The following is a 15,133-nucleotide window of genomic DNA, read 5'->3' as shown; positions in this document are numbered from 1 at the left end:
CGATGCGGGCGAGGCTCGCGATCTTCTTCACGGTTGCGGTATCTACGGACATGGATTTGCGGCTAGCATCGCCGCGCGGCTTCGCGCAACGCTTTTGCCATCTCGGCGATTGCAACGGGGACAAGTGGGGCATCATGGATAGCAATTGCGGGCCGCCCAATTTTGCTGCACCGCACAACGGAGTGACGATTTGGCGCGCAAATTCCTTTATGTCGTGGCGGCACTCATCGTGCTGACGATCGCGGCCGCCTTTGCCTATCGGATGTTCGGCAACCAGCTACTCCGCTGGTCGACGGTCCCCTCCGAGTCGTTTAAGGCGCAGGAAGCCCCTCCGGCCGATCTATACCAGCGGCGCGTACTGTGGCTGGCGCGGCCCGATATCGCCGACAACCCTGCCCTCTGGGTTCCGGCCGGTTACGAGCCTGGTCGCCCGGGCACCGGGGCCGCCATCTTCTTCATCCACCCCACCTCGTACATCAACAAGTCGCACTGGAACGCGCCGATCGACGATCCCGAGACGAACGCGCGGGCCGAGCTGTTCCTGCGGGGACAGGCGAGCGCGTTCAACGCGGCGGGCGATATCTGGGCCCCGCGCTATCGCCAGGCGACCTTCGGAGCCTTTCTGACCAGTATCGAGGATGCCGAACGGGCCCTCGACCTGGCCTATCGCGACGTGGACGCCGCCTTCACCGCGTTTCTCGCCCAGGTCGATCCCAGGCGTCCACTGATCCTGGCAGGGCATAGCCAGGGCGCGCTGCACCTGTCGCGCCTGTTGACCGACCGGGTGGCAAAGACCCCCGCGCTCAAGCGGCGGATCGTCGCGGCCTATGTCGTCGGCTGGCCGATCTCGATGACCGCCGACCTGCCCGCCATGGGCCTGCCCGCCTGCGAACGTGCCGACCAGACCGGCTGCATCCTGAGCTGGCAGAGCTTCGGCGAGCCCGCCGACCCGTCGCTGATCCTCGACGTGTTCGACCAGACCAACGGCTATACCGGCGCACCGCGCAAAGGCACCGCGATGCTGTGCACCAATCCGCTGACCGGCACGCCCGGCGGAGAGGCGCCCGCGACCGCCAATCTTGGCACCCTCTACCCCTCCGCCGACCTGAAGACCGCCGCGATCGTCGCGGGGCGCGTGCCCGCCAAATGCGAGGGGCGCGGCATCCTGAGCATCGGCGACGGGCCCAATGTCGGGCCCTATGTGCTGCCGGGCAACAATTATCACGTCTATGACTACAGCCTGTTCTGGGCGAATGTCCGCGCCGATGCGGATCGCCGCTTGAAAGCCTTTCGATGAGCCTGATCACCACCGACCGCACCGAATTCCGCGCCGCCCTTCCCTCCGGCGGGCGGCTGATCGGGCTGGACGTCGGCACCAAGACGATCGGCACCGCGCTATGCGATGCCGGGTGGAGCTTCGCCAGTCCCGCAACGCTCATCCGCCGGACCAAGTTCACCAAGGACAAGGAAGCGCTGATCGCGATGATCGCGCAGCAGGGGGTGAAGGGTCTGGTCATCGGCCTGCCGATCAATCTGGACGGCAGCGAAAGCCCGCGCTCGCAATCGACCCGCGCCTTTGCCCGCAACTGCGCGGACCTTGGACCGATCCTGCTATGGGACGAACGCTGGTCGACGGTCGCAGTCGAGCGGACGATGATCGAACAGGATATGAGCCGCGCCAAACGCGCCGAACGGATCGACAACCTGGCCGCCGCGCACATCCTCCAGGCCGCGATCGACGCGCTCGTCATGGCATGACGAAGAATTCACCCGGTAGTTCACCGGAGAGTTCACCCGACCACCCCGATATGTCATGGATTGGCCTTATTCCCGTCGCCCCGGTGTAACGGTCGACGCCTAGCGCCCCCCTTCCATCTCACGCCTTTGGGGGGCCGGTTCCATGCAATGCTTTTCAACCCTGTCGCGATCGATGCTGCTGCTCGGCTCGGCGATCATCGCCCTGCCCGCCTGGGCGCAGCAGCAGCCCGACACCACGCTAGCCGAAACCCCGGCCAGCGGCGATCAGGTCGTCGTCACCGCCAATCGCACCACCCGCTCCTCGGTCGAGCTGGGCGCGACGGAAATCCAGAAGGTGTTGCCCGGCGCCAATCCGGTCAAGGCGATCCAGACGCTGCCCGGCGTGCAGTTCGAGACGGCCGACCCCTGGGGCAATAACGAGCAGAATATCTCGCTGTTCGTCCATGGCTTCAACCAGAACCAGCTCGGCTTCACGATGGACGGTGTGCCGCTGGGCGACCAGTCCTATGGCAATTACAACGGCCTGACGCCGCAACGCGCGGTCATCAGCGAGAATGTCGCGCGCGTCCGCCTGACCGCCGGCGCCGCCGACCTGGGCACCGCCTCGGCCAGCAATCTGGGCGGCGGGATCGAGACCTATTCGAGCGACCCGGCGGCGACGCTGGGCGTCCGCTTCGCCCAGACGCTGGGCAGCTATGACGCCAGCCGCACCTATCTGCGCATCGACAGCGGCGAGGTCGAGGGGCTGGGCGGCACCAACAGCGGCTATCTCTCGGTCGTCCGGCAAAAGGCCCGCGCCTGGGAATTCAATGCGCGCCAGGGCGGGTGGCAGGGCAATGCCAAGTTCGTCCACAAGGGCGAGAACGGCACGCTGACCGGCTATTTCGACATCTCGGACAAGGCCGAGCCCAATCAGGATTCGGTCGCGCACAATGCCGGCGGGCTGGAGCCCTATTATCGTTCGCTGCTCTATCCCAACTGGCAGGCGGCACTCGCCTATGTCGATGCCAATGGTGCGCCGCCCTCGAACAACCCCAACAACTACATGAACTATTTCGGTGATGCGCAGCGCACCGACTATCTGGGCTATATCAAGTACGAACACCGCTTCGGCGATGCCGTGACCTTCACCAACCAGGTCTATTACCATCATGACGAGGGCCAGGGGCAGATCACCGGCCCGATCGCGGCGGCGGGTCTGCCGGGCCTGTTCCGTATCTATTATCCCGGCCAGAACCTGAAGGATGTGTTCGGTGGCTCGGGCTATGCGCTGCGCACCACCGAATATGGCATCGACCGCAAGGGCCTGACCTCGACGCTGGCGATCCATGCGGGCGATCATGAGATCGAACTGGGCGGCTGGTACGAGCATAACCGCAACACCATCTTCCGCCGCTGGTACGCCGCGCCGATCGACAATCCGCCCTCGCCCTATGAATGGGCCGATCCCGCCAAGCGCCGCCTGACCCAATATGCCGCGATCACCAAATACGACCTGATCCAGACGCATGTGCAGGACCGCTGGCACGTCACCCCGACAGTGACGGTCGAGGCGGGCTTCAAGTCCAGCCTGCAATTCGCCGATGGCCGCGTGCCGACCCAGCCGCTGCCCGGCGCGCTGCCCGGCACCTCGACCGGCTATCCCGAGGGGCGGCTGAACACCAGGAAGTGGTTCCTGCCCGCGATCGGCGCGATCTGGGACATCACCGGCGACGACCAGTTGTTCGGCCATATCCAGAAGAATGTCCGCCAGTTCCAGGCCTCGGTCGCGGCGGGCCTGTCGCCCTTCGCGGTGGGCAGCCAGCAGGCGTTCGACCAGATCAAGGCGAATACCTCGCCCGAAACCTCCTGGACCTATGAGGCGGGCCTGCGTTCGCACCACGCGCTGGACCTCGGGCCGCTGACCGCGATCGAGGGGCAGATCAGCGCCTATCATGTCGATTTCGACAATCGCCTGCTTCAGATCAGCGCGACGCCGGTCATCGCCTCGGTCATCGGCGGCGTGTCGATCCTGCAGAATGTCGGTCGGGTCCAGACCAACGGCGTCGACGCGGCGGCGACGTTGCACTTCGGCCCGCATCTCTCGGTCTACAACGCACTATCCTACAACAGCTCGAAATATCGCGACAATTACATCAGCGGGACCACCACCATCCTGACCGCGGGCAAATATGTGCCGAACACCGCCAAGTGGCTGAACAAGACGGTGGTCACGATCAACGACGGCCCGTTCGATATCCAGGCGATCGGCGATTATGTCGGGCCACGCTTCGCCACCTATACCAATGACCAGGGGATCGGCGGCCGCTATCTGCTGAACCTCCAGGCGGGCTATACCCTGCCGCAGATCGACGGGCTGCCGGTCAAGAACCTGAAGCTGTCGGTCAACGTCACCAACGTCACCAACCGCAAGGGCATTTACGAACTGGTCGTCGGTGCAGCCGCCAAGACCTGGAACAGCTATGCCCAGCCGCCGCGCATGGGCTTCATCACCCTGTCCGGCGCGTTCTGACGCGAATGGTCCCGTCCCGGCCCCGGATTATCGGGGCCGGGACCATCTGCCCGCTTGCCCATCGCGCCGCCGCTCGCTACCCGGCGGCTTTAATGCAGACCTCGGATCATCGCCCCGGCACACTCATACAGGGTGGCGCCGTTTTCCCGCACCGGCATCTGACCGGAATCGACGGCCTTCAACCGCATGAGATCATGTTCCTGCTCGACGAGGCGGAACATTGGCTCGATCGCGGCGCGACCGACACGCCGGACACAAGGCTGGCGGGCCTCACCCAGATCAACGCCTTTTTCGAGAATTCGACGCGGACGCTGCTCTCCTTCGAGATTGCGGGCAAGCGGCTGGGCGCGGACGTGGTCAACATGCACGCCGCCCAGTCTAGCGTGAAGAAGGGCGAGACGCTGATCGACACGGCGATGACGCTGAACGCGATGCGCGCCGACGTCATCGTCATCCGCCACATGGCGTCGGGCGCGGTCCGCCTGATCGCCGACAAGGTCGACTGCCCGGTGCTGAACGCGGGCGACGGGCGGCACGAGCACCCGACCCAGGCGCTGCTCGACATGCTGACCATCCGCCGCCGCCGGGGCAGCGTGGCGGGGCAGAAAGTCGTGATCTGCGGCGACATATTGCACAGCCGCGTCGCGCGCTCGGACATCCTCGCGCTCACCGCGCTGGCGGCCGAGGTGCGGGTGTGTGCGCCCTCCACGCTGATGCCCAAGGGCATTGAACGCATGTTCGTCACCCCCTTCACCGATTTCGACGAAGCGATCGAGGATGCGGATGTCGTCATGATGCTGCGCGTCCAGAATGAACGGATGGCGGGCGGCTATATCCCCTCCACCCGCGAATACCGCCTGCGCTACGGCCTGACCGCCGAACGCCTCAAGCGCGCCAAACCGGGTGCGCTGGTCATGCATCCCGGCCCGATGAACCGCGGGGTCGAGATCGACTCGGAGGTGGCGGACGGCCCGCAATCGGCGATCACCGAGCAGGTGGCGATGGGCGTCGCGGTGCGCATGGCCTGTCTGGACGTGCTGACCCGCCGCGCCCGCAAGCTGGAGGGCTGGGCATGAGCGTCACCGCCTTCACCAACGCCACGCTGATCTGTCCGGTCGGCGGCGAAATTTCGGGCCGGACGCTGCTGGTCGAAAATGGTGTCATCACCGGCGTCGGTGACGTGCCGGACGGTGCGACGGTCATCGACTGCGGCGGCAAGAGGCTCGCCCCCGGCATCGTCGATCTGGGCGTCTTCAAGGTCGACAATGCTGCCTTTCGCGCGGGCGGGATCGTGCGCGTCGGCCTGATGCCCGACCAGTCACCGGTGCTCGACGATCCGGGCGTGGTGCAGCGTGCCGCACTGATCGGACGGCCCGACCTCTGGATTCATCCGATCGCGGCGGCGACCCGCTCGCTGGCGGGCACCGACCTGGCCGAGATGGCGGTGTGCGTGTCGGCCGGGGCCAGGGCGGTGGGCACCGGGCGCGGCTGGATCGCCGATTCGGGCGTCATGCACCGTGTGCTGGCCTATGCCGGCGATCTGGGCCTGACCGTCATCGTTCATGCCGAGGATGGCGGTCTGACCGCCGATGCGGTCGCGACCGAAGGCGAGACGGCGAGCCGCCTGGGCCTGCCCTCCGCGCCTGCCATCGCCGAAGCGCTGGCGATCGCGCGCGACCTGATGCTCGCGGAGGAAACCGGGGCCAGGCTGCACATCCGCCAGGTCACGACGGCGGCGGGCTTCGACCTGATCCGCGCGGCCAAGCGCAGGGGCGTCAAGGTGACGTGCGGGATCACGCCCGCGCACCTCCATCTGTCCGATATCGCGATCACCGATTTCCGCACCTTTGCCCGCCTCTCGCCGCCGCTCCGCGACGAAAGCGACCGGCAGGCGGCCCTGGCGGCGGTCACGGACGGGACGGTCGATGTGATCGGATCGGGCCACGACCCGCACGGGCCGGAAGCGAAACGCCTGCCCTTCGTCGATGCCGATGCCGGCATGGCGGGGGCGGAGACGCTGCTGCCGCTGGCGCTGATGCTGGTCCGCGACGAACGGATCACCCTGCCCCGGCTGTTCGCGCTGCTGGCGGCCAATCCGGCGAAGGTGCTGGGCCTCGACACCGGCACGTTGGAGCCGGGCAAGCCCGCCGACCTGATGCTGTTCGATGCGGAGACGCCGTGGATGGTGTCCGGCGACGCCTTTGCCTCGGCCGGCAATACGCCATTCGACGGCTTCCCGGTCCAGGGCCGGGCGCTGCGGCTGTGGAAGGCGGGGCGGGAGATCCTCTGACCACCGGCCCCAAGCCAGGGCATGCACCAAGAAAAAGCCCTCCCCGAGACATCCCGGGGAGGGCTTTTTGCTTAAGTCATGATGACATTGCGTCGAGCCGATGAGAGCCCCTCCCGCACAGGAGAGGGGTGGGTCCATCTCATGTCATCCTGCGCTGGCCACGGCTTTGCTTAGCCGCGACGGGGACCGCGCGGACCGCCCTGGGTGGGGCGCGGCGAATAGCGGCGCGGGCCGCCGGGGCCGCCAGCGGGGCGGCCGCCCGTCGGCCGGTTGCCGCCCGGACCGCGACGTGGCCCACCATGCCCCGAACCACCGGCGGGCGGGCCGTCGGCCTGCGTGATCGCGATATCGTCCTCGGCATGGTCCGCCTCGGTCCGCTTCAGCGCGGCGATGAAGCGCGATGCCAGCGCCGACGGGATTTCGAACAGCGTCTCGTTCGGCTGGATGCGGATCGCACCGATCTCGTTGCGGGTGATGTGCCCACGACGGCAGATCAGCGGCAACAGCCAGCGCGGATCGGCATTCTGGCTGCGACCGACGCTCATGCGGAACCAGGCGGTGTCGTCAAAGCCCTCGCGACGCTCGCGCGGAGCGGGCGCATCGCCTTCGATCAGTTCCTCGGCCTGGGGCAGCGCGGCGCGGTGCGCGCGGACCAGAGCGGCGGCGATGTCCTCCGGCGATTTCTCGGCGAGCAGGCGGGTGGCCAGTTCGCGATCGCCCTCGTCCACCTCGACCGGCGCCAGAAGCGCGGCCAGCAGACGCTCGCGGTCCTGCGCACGGATTTCCTCCAGCGTCGGCGCACGACGCCATTCGGCCTCGATGCGCGCCCCACGCAGCATCCCCTCGACCCGACGGCGGCGCGGATAGGGCACGATCAGGATCGCGGTTCCCTTGCGTCCGGCGCGGCCGGTCCGGCCCGAACGGTGCTGCAAAGCCTCGGCATCGCGGGGGATTTCGACATGGATGACGAGCGTCAGGCCGGGCAGATCGATGCCGCGCGCCGCCACGTCGGTCGCGACGCAGACCCGGGCGCGGCCGTCACGCAGCGCCTGGAGCGCATGGTTGCGCTCGTTCTGCGAATGCTCGCCCGACAGCGCCACCGCCGAGAAACCGCGCTCGACCAGACTGGAATGCAGATGGCGGACATTGTCGCGGGTGGCACAGAAGAGGATCGCCACTTCGGCCTCGTGCAGGCGCAGCAGGTTGACCACCGCCGCCTCGATATCGGCGGGAGCGACCGTCACCGCCTGATATTCGATGTCGCTATGGCCCTTTTCCTCGCTGATCGTCTCGATCCGCTTGGCGTTGTTCTGGTACCGCTTGGCGAGCTGTACGATCGGGCGCGGCATGGTGGCCGAGAAGAGCAGCGTGCGGCGCTCCGAGGGCGTGCCGTCCAGGATCTGCTCCAGATCCTCGCGGAAGCCCATGTCGAGCATCTCGTCCGCCTCGTCGAGCACCACGGCCTTGAGCGAGGACAGGTCGAGCGCGCCGCGCTCCAGATGGTCGCGCAGACGGCCGGGGGTGCCGACGACGATATGCGCGCCATGGTTGAGCGCCCGGCGCTCGCGCGAGGCGTCCATGCCGCCGACGCAGGTGGCGATGCGCGCCCGCGCCCCGGCGTAGAGCCATTCCAGCTCGCGGCTGACCTGCAGCGCCAGTTCGCGGGTAGGCGCGATGACCAGCGCCATCGGTGCGCCCGCATGGGGCAGCGTGTCGCCATCGAGAAGTTCGTTCGCCATGGCCAGGCCGAAGGCGACGGTCTTGCCCGAACCGGTCTGGGCGGAGACGATCAGGTCGCGACCGGCGGCGTCAGCCTCGATGACGGCGGCCTGGACGGGGGTCGGCGCGGCATAGCCACGCGCGGAGAGAGCAGCCGACAGAACCGGCGGCAGGGCAGAAAAAGGCATGGGGACTCCAACAGAAAAAGGAGCGCGTACCGCCTAACCAAGGGACCCATCCCACTCGGCTGGCGGATACACCCATGCGGCACGGGTGGATATTTGCGTTCCGTGAAAGCGTGGCCCTTTACACGATTTTCGCGAAACCTCAAGCCGCGCTTCGCCCCCTTGCGGTGAACCGAGCGCAAGGCCATGGAGCCGCGTCATGACCTTGCGCGTTGATCCCCGATGAGTGTCGCCTTTCGCCGCGAATCCGATGAGGAGCATCTCGAACCCAAGTTCGAGCTGCCGATTCCGCCCGGCCCCAATCTGGTCACGCCGCGCGGGGCCGAACTGACCCGCGCCAAGGTCGCCGAGGTCGAGGCTGCCCTGGCCGCGGCCTCGCAGGAGGACGATCGCACCCGGCTGCAACGCGAACTCCGCTACTGGAACACCCGTGCCGCCACCGCCGAACTCGCGCCGCCCCCGGTCGAGGATGAAGTCGGGATTGGAAGCATCGTGACGATCCGGCTGAACGGCCAGACCCGCACGCTGACCATCGTCGGCCATGACGAGGCCGATCCGGCCCAGGACCGCATCGCCTATGCCGCGCCGCTCGCCCGCGCGCTGATGGGCGCGATGGCGGGCGAAACGGTCGCGTTCGGGGGCAAGGCGGATGCGGTGGAGGTCGTCGCGGTGGAGAACCCGGCCGCCTGACCGGCGCGGCACCGGGCGGGTGCGGCTTCCACCTCAGCGAATCAGCCCCTAAAGCCCCATCATGCAAATCTATGACGCGATCATCCTGGGCGCGGGCGCGGCGGGGCTCATGGCGGCGGCGACCGCCGGACAGCGGGGGCGGCGCGTCCTCGTCGTCGATCATGCCGAGGCGGCCGGAAAGAAGATCCTGATCTCCGGCGGCGGGCGGTGCAATTTCACCAATATTGGCACCACGCCCGACCGCTTCCTGTCGGCCAATCCGCATTTCGCCAAGTCGGCCCTGGGTCGCTACACCCCCAGCGACTTCCTGGCGCTGGTCGAGGCACACGGCATCGCCTGGCATGAAAAGACGCTGGGGCAGCTATTCTGCGACGGGTCGGCGCGGCAGATCGTGGCGATGCTGCTGGACGAATGCGATGGCGCGGTACGGGCGGGCGGTACGGTCGACATGCTGCTGGGCCTGCCCGTCGATTCGGTCGGCCATGACGGCATGAGGTTCCGCATCGTCCGGGGCGGCAAGGCGTTCGAGGCCCCGCGCCTGATCGTCGCCACCGGCGGGCCGAGCATCCCGAAAATGGGAGCGACCGGCTATGCCTATGATCTCGCCCGGCAGTTCGGGTTGAAAGTGGTCGAGCCGCGCCCGGCGCTCGTGCCTCTGACGCTGGGCGGCGAGGAAACGCTGTTCCGGTCGCTGTCGGGCGTCGCATCGGACGTCGTCGCGCGGTGCGGCAAGACCCGGTTCCGCGAAGCCGCATTGTTCACCCATCGCGGCCTGTCCGGCCCGGCGATCCTGCAGATTTCGTCCTATTGGCGGCATGGCGAGGCGATCGGGATCGACTTCCTGCCCGATTGCGCGGCCGACTGGCTGATCGCCGCCAAGCGGACCACCCCGCGCACGTCACCGCGCCGGGCGCTGGCGCAGCATCTGCCGGACCGGCTGGCCGAGACTTTGGCCGAACGGCTGGCGCTTCCGGGCGAACTCGGCGCGGCGACCGACAAGGCCCTGGCGGCAGCGACGGCCAAACTCGCCGACTGGCCCTTCCACCCCAATGGCAGCGAGGGTTATGCGAAGGCGGAAGTAACGGTGGGGGGCGTCTCCACCGCCGGGCTGTCGTCCCGCACCCTGGAGGCCAAGGCGGTGCCCGGCCTGCACGTCGTCGGCGAGGCGGTGGATGTGACCGGCTGGCTGGGCGGCTATAATTTCCAATGGGCCTGGGCAAGCGGTCGCGCGGCGGGCGAGGCCATCTGACGTCGCCTCAGAGCGAGGCGATCCCGATGCCCGGCCGCGCCCAATGGGCCATGCGATCGTCCGCTTGACGACGCACGAAGCACGAACCGCCCTCGACGCGATAACGGCCGCATAAGCTGTCGGCATCGGCCCTGCTCATCCCGCCGACCGACAAACGATAGAGGGGGCCGCCCGGGCGATCCAGGGTGCCGCTTTGCGGCACATAACCCGCCAGGTCGGCGAAGCGGCGGGTCAGGGCGGCCCAGGCCCTTTGCGCCCCCTCTTCCTTGCCGAACGCGCCGAGCTGGACATTCCATTCGCCGGTCCGCTCAGTCAGCCCGGTCCGCCCGGTCTTGCCGCGCTGCTCGGCTCGGCGGAGCAGGATGGACCCGCTGGCCGGTGCCGCCGCCATGCGTTCCAGACGCGCCTCGCGCGGACGGGCGAGAAGCACGCTCGACACCGGCGCGCTTGCGGTCCTTAGCGAGGGGCGTTCCGGCGTCACGGGCAGGGGCTGCACAACCTCACGACGCGCGGCGAACAGGATCGGGCCGACCGGCGATTCGGGGCGGGCCGGTGCCGCCACCGGCTCCACAGGGACCATGGCGACCGCAATGGGGGCGGTTTCGGCCGGGGCAGCGGGCTGCGGCAGGGCACGAACCATGTCCTGTACCACCGCCGCCGAGGGTGCGGCGTTGAGCGCCAGCGTCAGCGGCTGGCCGGTATCCGCCACCGGGCGCACGCCCAGCAGCGCGGCGACCTGCGCGGCGGGGTTGGCCGTTCCGGCAAAATCGGCCCATTCCTGCATCCGTACCTCGACATCGGCGGGGGCCATGTCGGCCGAGGCGGCCATGCGTGCCATATCCCATTGTCCGGCCAGCGCCAGCGACAGGGCGAGGTTCTGCCGAGTCTTGACGGTCGCACCCGGCTCCCGCGCGGCGGCGGTCAGGATGCGGACGCCGTCGATGGGTGCCCCGGAAAGCGCGACGGCCAACCCCAGATCGGCCGCCGGGATCAGCGCGGCATATCGCTCCAGCATCGCCCTTGCGCCCGCGCCATCCCCCCCGGCGACCATCGCCAGCGAAAGGTTCAGCGCCGAACGCCCGTCCTGGGGATCAAGCTGCAACGCGTCGGTAAAGGCCTGGCGCGCGGAGGCGAAGCGACCGGCCTGAAGATAGCTTTGGCCCAGAAGCGCGCGGTACGTCGCCTGATGCGGATCGGCCTTGGCCAGGCGCTCGGCAAGCGACACCGCGACATCGCCGTCGCGCTGCGCCAACGCCCGTCGAGTCTGGTCGGCAAGCGCGGCAGTGGCACGCATCTCCCCTGCCCGGCCCGCTCCTTCGTCCAACCGCGCGGCGCGGCGCTCGCCGACGGTACAGCCGGTCAGGCCGCCGCTAACGATCAGGGCCCCGACGCTGCAGGTGAGGAAAGTGCGGATCGTCGTCATGAGGGTCACCAGTTCGAAGCAAGAGGAAGACGCATCGGGATCACCTCCACACCGCCCGCACTGCCGCGGTCGCATCACGGGGCCAGGCAACAGGCCCGGCCGGCAGGGCTCGACGCGCGGCGCGCATTGGAGGGTGCATGATCCCGTTTCCTCGATTGCCGGGCAGGCTAGGCCCCAACCGTCTAAGGAACGGTTAAACCGCTGCACCCATTGGTTTGCCGGCTTTACCCGCATGGCCCGGCGGGGCATGGATGGAGGGGTGATGGTCTCGGGGAAGGACGAAGGATGATGCGCAGGTTCCCGGTCGTCGGCGCGGCGCTGGCCGCGATCGCCATGTGTCTGGTCGCCATGCCCGCGCTGGCCGATGTGAAGGACGGTGTCGATGCCTGGGCCAAGGGCGATTATCGCAAGGCGGTCGAGGAATGGCGCGGCCCCGCAGTCGCGGGCGATGCCGATGCGCAATTCAACCTGGCGCAGGCCTATAAGCTGGGTCGCGGCGTCCCCCTGGACCCGGCGCTGGCCGAAAGCTGGTTCCGCAAGGCCGCCGCGCAGGGCCATGTCCCCGCCGCCGACAATTACGGCCTGGCGCTGTTCCAGTCGGGAAAGAGGGCCGAGGCGGCGCCCTGGCTCGAAAAGTCGGTCGCACGGGGCGAACCGCGCGCGCAACTGGTGCTGGGCACGATGCTGTTCAACGGTGACGGTGTGCCGCGCGACTATCCGCGCGCCTATGCGCTGATGACGCTGGCGTCGCAGGCCGGGCTGAAATCCGCGTCCGAGACCCTGGCGCAGATGGACCAGTATATCACCCCGGCCGATCGCCAGCAGGGTACGCGGCTGATGCAGCAATATAGCGCGCAGCTCGCCGCCGCGCCTGCCGCGCCTGCCGCGCCCGCCCCGGTCGTAACGGCGAGTGTGCCCGCCGCGCCGCGCAGGCCGCAGGCGATCCAGCCGGTGCCGATCCCTCCCTCTCGTCCGGCCAGCCCGGGCTATGGTGCCGGCTATCCGGTTCCCGGCACGGGCGGCCCGACCCTGCCCCCCGAAGGAGCATCGGATCGGCCCCAGGCCGAAACGCCCTCGCCCCGCCCTGCCCCGAAGGCCACCGCCAAGGCCCTCCCGACCCGCGCCACGCCCAAGCCGGCACCACGGACGGGCGGCGGGGCATGGCGTATCCAGCTTGGCGCATTCCGCGATCGCGGCAATGCCGACAGCCTGTGGCAGCGCGTGCGCGGTCGTCTGGCGGGCGCGCAGCCCTTCTATGTCAGCGCGGGCGGCGTTACCCGGTTACAGGCGGGCGGTTATGCCAGCAGAGGCGAGGCCCAGGCCGCCTGCAGCCGCTCCGGCCAGCCCTGCGTCGTGGTCGCGCCCTGAATTCCACCATGAGCGGCGCCATTTACCGCCGGGTCGCCGCCCCGTGTTGCCGGATCGGTGCCGCGCCGCGTCAGGCCGTGCCCCACTCCGCGCTGGGAATGCCCTGGGCATAAAGGAGCGCGGTCAGGTCGCCATGATCGACCCGTGCCGCCGCCGCCCCTGCGACGATCGGCTTGGCACGATAGGCGACGCCCAGACCCGCGCGGCGGATCATCGCCAGATCATTGGCACCGTCGCCCACCGCCAGGCTTTCCGAGGCGTCCAGCCCCAGTTCGGCCAGCGCCGCGACCAGCGTCTTTTCCTTGGTGTCCGACCCCACGATGGGCTTGCGCACGGTGCCGGTCAGCGTGCCATGCGCGATCTCCAGCACATTGGCGATGGCGCGGTCGAAGCCGATCTCGGCGGCGACCGGCTCGGCGAAGCGGGTAAAGCCGCCGGACACCAGGATGGCATGACCACCGCGCGCCTTCATCGTGCGGACGAGCGCGCGGGCACCCGCCATCAGCGTGACCCGCTCCGCCAGGCATTGTTCGATGACGCGCTCGTCCAACCCTTCGAGCAGCGCGACGCGGGCATCCAGTGCGGCGGCGAAGTCCAGTTCACCACGCATCGCGCGTTCGGTGACTTCGGCGACCTGTTCCTTGATCCCGGCGTAATCGGCCAGTTCGTCGATGCACTCGACGGTGATCATGGTCGAATCCATGTCGGCGACCAGCAGCCGCTTCTCGCGGCTCGCAGCCGGCTGAACGACCACGTCCGTCGCGTCGAACTGCCCCTCCAGCGCCTCGCGCGCCGCCAGCGGATCGCCGGTGAAGTCGAGGTCCGCGGCCACGCCCGCATCGATCCAGCGCGTGGCGGAGACGGTGGCGCCCGCCGCTTCCAGCTTTCCGCGCGCGGTCGACAAATCCTGATCGGCCAGTTGGCCCTTGGCTGCTATCAGCGTGGCGATGAACATGGCGAACTCCTCTGACCGACCCAGGGTGGCGCTCATCGCAGGGCCGACCGCCAGCGGCAAGTCCGCATTGGCGCTCGATCTGGCGAAGGCGATTGGCGGCACGATCATCAATGCCGATTCGGCGCAGGTCTATCGCGACCTCTCGATCCTGACCGCCCGCCCCTCAGGCGCGGAGGAAGCGCAGGCCCCGCACCGGCTGTTCGGCCATGTGGACGGCGCAGATACCGGCTATTCCGCGGCACGCTGGGCAGCGGAGGCGCGCGGGGCGATTGAAGACAGCGTCGCGGCGGGGGCGCTGCCGATCCTGGTCGGCGGCACCGGCCTTTATATGCGCACCCTGCTCGACGGCATCGCGCCGGTGCCCGAGATCGATCCCGCCATCCGCGCCGAGGTCCGTGCGCTGCCCGTCGCCGATGCCCACCTGGCCCTGTCGCGCGAAGACCCGCAGGCCGCCGCCCGGCTCAACCCCGCCGACACCACCCGCGTCGCCCGCGCGCTGGAGGTGGTCCGCTCGACCAGCCGCCCGTTGCATGAATGGCAGGCGCACAAGGAAGGCGGGATCGGCGACCATATCGCGCTGTCCGCCGTCATCCTGCTGCCCGAGCGCGAATGGCTGAACGCCCGGATCGACCGGCGTTTCGGCGAGATGCTCGACCAGGGCCTGGATGAAGCCGCCGCCCTGCTGGCCCGTCCAGACCTGCCCCTCGATGCGCCCATCCGCCGTGCGATCGGCGTGCCGGAAGCGGCCGCGCTGCTTGAAGGCCGCATGTCCCGCGCCGATGCGGAGGCGGCGGGCGCTCTGGCGACAAGGCGTTATGCCAAAAGGCAATTTACCTGGTTCCGCCATCAGCCCGGCCCCGGATGGACCGCGATTTCGGAAACCGACGCCCGTGTGCGCCGCAACACAATCGAAACATTGTTGCGCCGTTGACGGTTGACGCGCACTTTTTAAACCTGTAGCCGCACCTTTCCCGACAAGCCCCG

The 15,133-nt window shown here is 68.5% G+C and carries 12 protein-coding genes; 9 read left to right on the top strand and 3 right to left on the bottom strand.

The window, feature by feature from the left end; translation table 11 throughout:
• Nucleotides 1-190: 190 nt before the first annotated feature.
• From ABDV78_RS16150 to ABDV78_RS16130, 5 genes are all read left to right on the top strand, one after another.
• Entirely contained in the window at nucleotides 191-1,297 is a 1,107-nt protein-coding gene (locus ABDV78_RS16150; protein WP_343528475.1) for a DUF3089 domain-containing protein, read from the top strand.
• Nucleotides 1,294-1,758 (top strand): Holliday junction resolvase RuvX, encoded by a 465-nt coding sequence (gene ruvX, locus ABDV78_RS16145; protein WP_343528474.1) that lies wholly within the window; start codon nucleotides 1,294-1,296, stop codon nucleotides 1,756-1,758. The genes ABDV78_RS16150 and ruvX overlap by 4 nt, the downstream gene beginning before the upstream one ends.
• A 142-nt stretch (nucleotides 1,759-1,900) precedes the next feature.
• On the top strand, nucleotides 1,901-4,270 hold the full coding sequence (locus ABDV78_RS16140; protein WP_343528473.1) for a TonB-dependent receptor plug domain-containing protein: 2,370 nt from the start codon (nucleotides 1,901-1,903) through the stop codon (nucleotides 4,268-4,270).
• Between the two features lie 92 nt (nucleotides 4,271-4,362).
• Nucleotides 4,363-5,346, top strand: coding sequence for an aspartate carbamoyltransferase catalytic subunit (locus tag ABDV78_RS16135; protein ID WP_343528472.1), 984 nt, complete (start codon nucleotides 4,363-4,365; stop codon nucleotides 5,344-5,346).
• The gene (locus ABDV78_RS16130) at nucleotides 5,343-6,560 is read left to right on the top strand and encodes a dihydroorotase (RefSeq protein WP_343528471.1); all 1,218 of its coding nucleotides are present in this window, start codon (nucleotides 5,343-5,345) and stop codon (nucleotides 6,558-6,560) included. The genes ABDV78_RS16135 and ABDV78_RS16130 overlap by 4 nt, the downstream gene beginning before the upstream one ends.
• A 170-nt stretch (nucleotides 6,561-6,730) precedes the next feature.
• Here the strand turns inward: ABDV78_RS16130 and ABDV78_RS16125 are convergent, their stop codons facing one another.
• Nucleotides 6,731-8,467 carry a DEAD/DEAH box helicase gene (locus tag ABDV78_RS16125; RefSeq protein ID WP_343528470.1) on the bottom strand — a complete coding sequence of 579 codons (1,737 nt, stop codon included), beginning with the start codon at nucleotides 8,465-8,467 and terminating at the stop codon, nucleotides 6,731-6,733.
• Nucleotides 8,468-8,686: 219 nt separating this feature from the next.
• Between ABDV78_RS16125 and ABDV78_RS16120 the strand changes: the two genes are divergently transcribed.
• Both ABDV78_RS16120 and ABDV78_RS16115 read left to right on the top strand, forming a co-directional pair.
• Complete coding sequence (locus ABDV78_RS16120) at nucleotides 8,687-9,154, top strand: GreA/GreB family elongation factor (RefSeq protein ID WP_343528469.1); 468 nt, start codon at nucleotides 8,687-8,689, stop codon at nucleotides 9,152-9,154.
• Between the two features lie 61 nt (nucleotides 9,155-9,215).
• Nucleotides 9,216-10,403 carry an aminoacetone oxidase family FAD-binding enzyme gene (locus ABDV78_RS16115; protein WP_343528468.1) on the top strand — a complete coding sequence of 396 codons (1,188 nt, stop codon included), beginning with the start codon at nucleotides 9,216-9,218 and terminating at the stop codon, nucleotides 10,401-10,403.
• Nucleotides 10,404-10,410: 7 nt separating this feature from the next.
• On the opposite strand, the gene ABDV78_RS16110 is transcribed toward ABDV78_RS16115, so the two are convergent.
• Nucleotides 10,411-11,826 (bottom strand): tetratricopeptide repeat protein, encoded by a 1,416-nt coding sequence (locus tag ABDV78_RS16110; RefSeq protein ID WP_343528479.1) that lies wholly within the window; start codon nucleotides 11,824-11,826, stop codon nucleotides 10,411-10,413.
• Nucleotides 11,827-12,114: 288 nt separating this feature from the next.
• Here ABDV78_RS16110 and ABDV78_RS16105 point away from each other — a divergent pair, with 288 nt between their 5' ends.
• Nucleotides 12,115-13,194, top strand: a complete 1,080-nt coding sequence (locus ABDV78_RS16105) for an SPOR domain-containing protein (protein WP_343528478.1) — start codon at nucleotides 12,115-12,117, stop codon at nucleotides 13,192-13,194.
• Nucleotides 13,195-13,264: 70 nt separating this feature from the next.
• Here ABDV78_RS16105 and serB read toward each other — a convergent pair whose 3' ends face one another.
• A complete protein-coding gene (gene serB, locus ABDV78_RS16100) occupies nucleotides 13,265-14,149 on the bottom strand; it encodes a phosphoserine phosphatase SerB (RefSeq protein WP_343528477.1) in 885 nt (294 codons plus the stop codon).
• On the opposite strand from serB, the gene miaA reads away from it, so the two are divergent.
• Nucleotides 14,148-15,080: a tRNA (adenosine(37)-N6)-dimethylallyltransferase MiaA gene (gene miaA, locus ABDV78_RS16095; RefSeq protein ID WP_343528467.1), complete on the top strand. Its 933-nt coding sequence runs from the start codon at nucleotides 14,148-14,150 to the stop codon at nucleotides 15,078-15,080. The genes serB and miaA overlap by 2 nt on opposite strands.
• Nucleotides 15,081-15,133: the final 53 nt, after the last annotated feature.

Origin of the sequence: Sphingomonas sp. (assembly GCF_039594485.1) — a bacterium.
Taxonomy (GTDB): Bacteria; Pseudomonadota; Alphaproteobacteria; order Sphingomonadales; family Sphingomonadaceae; genus Sphingomonas.
Note: the sequence above shows the minus strand (reverse complement) of the source record. Positions and strands in the feature narration are given on the sequence as shown.

What these genes read in the sequence shown, in the direction of transcription:
- ruvX (WP_343528474.1), top strand. Translation starts at nt 1,294, where the DNA reads ATGAGCCTGATCACCACCGACCGCACCGAATTCCGCGCCGCCCTTCCC.
- ABDV78_RS16140 (WP_343528473.1), top strand. Translation starts at nt 1,901, where the DNA reads ATGCAATGCTTTTCAACCCTGTCGCGATCGATGCTGCTGCTCGGCTCG.
- ABDV78_RS16135 (WP_343528472.1), top strand. Translation starts at nt 4,363, where the DNA reads ATGCAGACCTCGGATCATCGCCCCGGCACACTCATACAGGGTGGCGCC.
- ABDV78_RS16130 (WP_343528471.1), top strand. Translation starts at nt 5,343, where the DNA reads ATGAGCGTCACCGCCTTCACCAACGCCACGCTGATCTGTCCGGTCGGC.
- ABDV78_RS16125 (WP_343528470.1), bottom strand. Translation starts at nt 8,467, where the DNA reads ATGCCTTTTTCTGCCCTGCCGCCGGTTCTGTCGGCTGCTCTCTCCGCG.
- ABDV78_RS16120 (WP_343528469.1), top strand. Translation starts at nt 8,687, where the DNA reads ATGAGTGTCGCCTTTCGCCGCGAATCCGATGAGGAGCATCTCGAACCC.
- ABDV78_RS16115 (WP_343528468.1), top strand. Translation starts at nt 9,216, where the DNA reads ATGCAAATCTATGACGCGATCATCCTGGGCGCGGGCGCGGCGGGGCTC.
- ABDV78_RS16110 (WP_343528479.1), bottom strand. Translation starts at nt 11,826, where the DNA reads ATGACGACGATCCGCACTTTCCTCACCTGCAGCGTCGGGGCCCTGATC.
- ABDV78_RS16105 (WP_343528478.1), top strand. Translation starts at nt 12,115, where the DNA reads ATGCGCAGGTTCCCGGTCGTCGGCGCGGCGCTGGCCGCGATCGCCATG.
- miaA (WP_343528467.1), top strand. Translation starts at nt 14,148, where the DNA reads ATGGCGAACTCCTCTGACCGACCCAGGGTGGCGCTCATCGCAGGGCCG.
- serB (WP_343528477.1), bottom strand. Translation starts at nt 14,149, where the DNA reads ATGTTCATCGCCACGCTGATAGCAGCCAAGGGCCAACTGGCCGATCAG.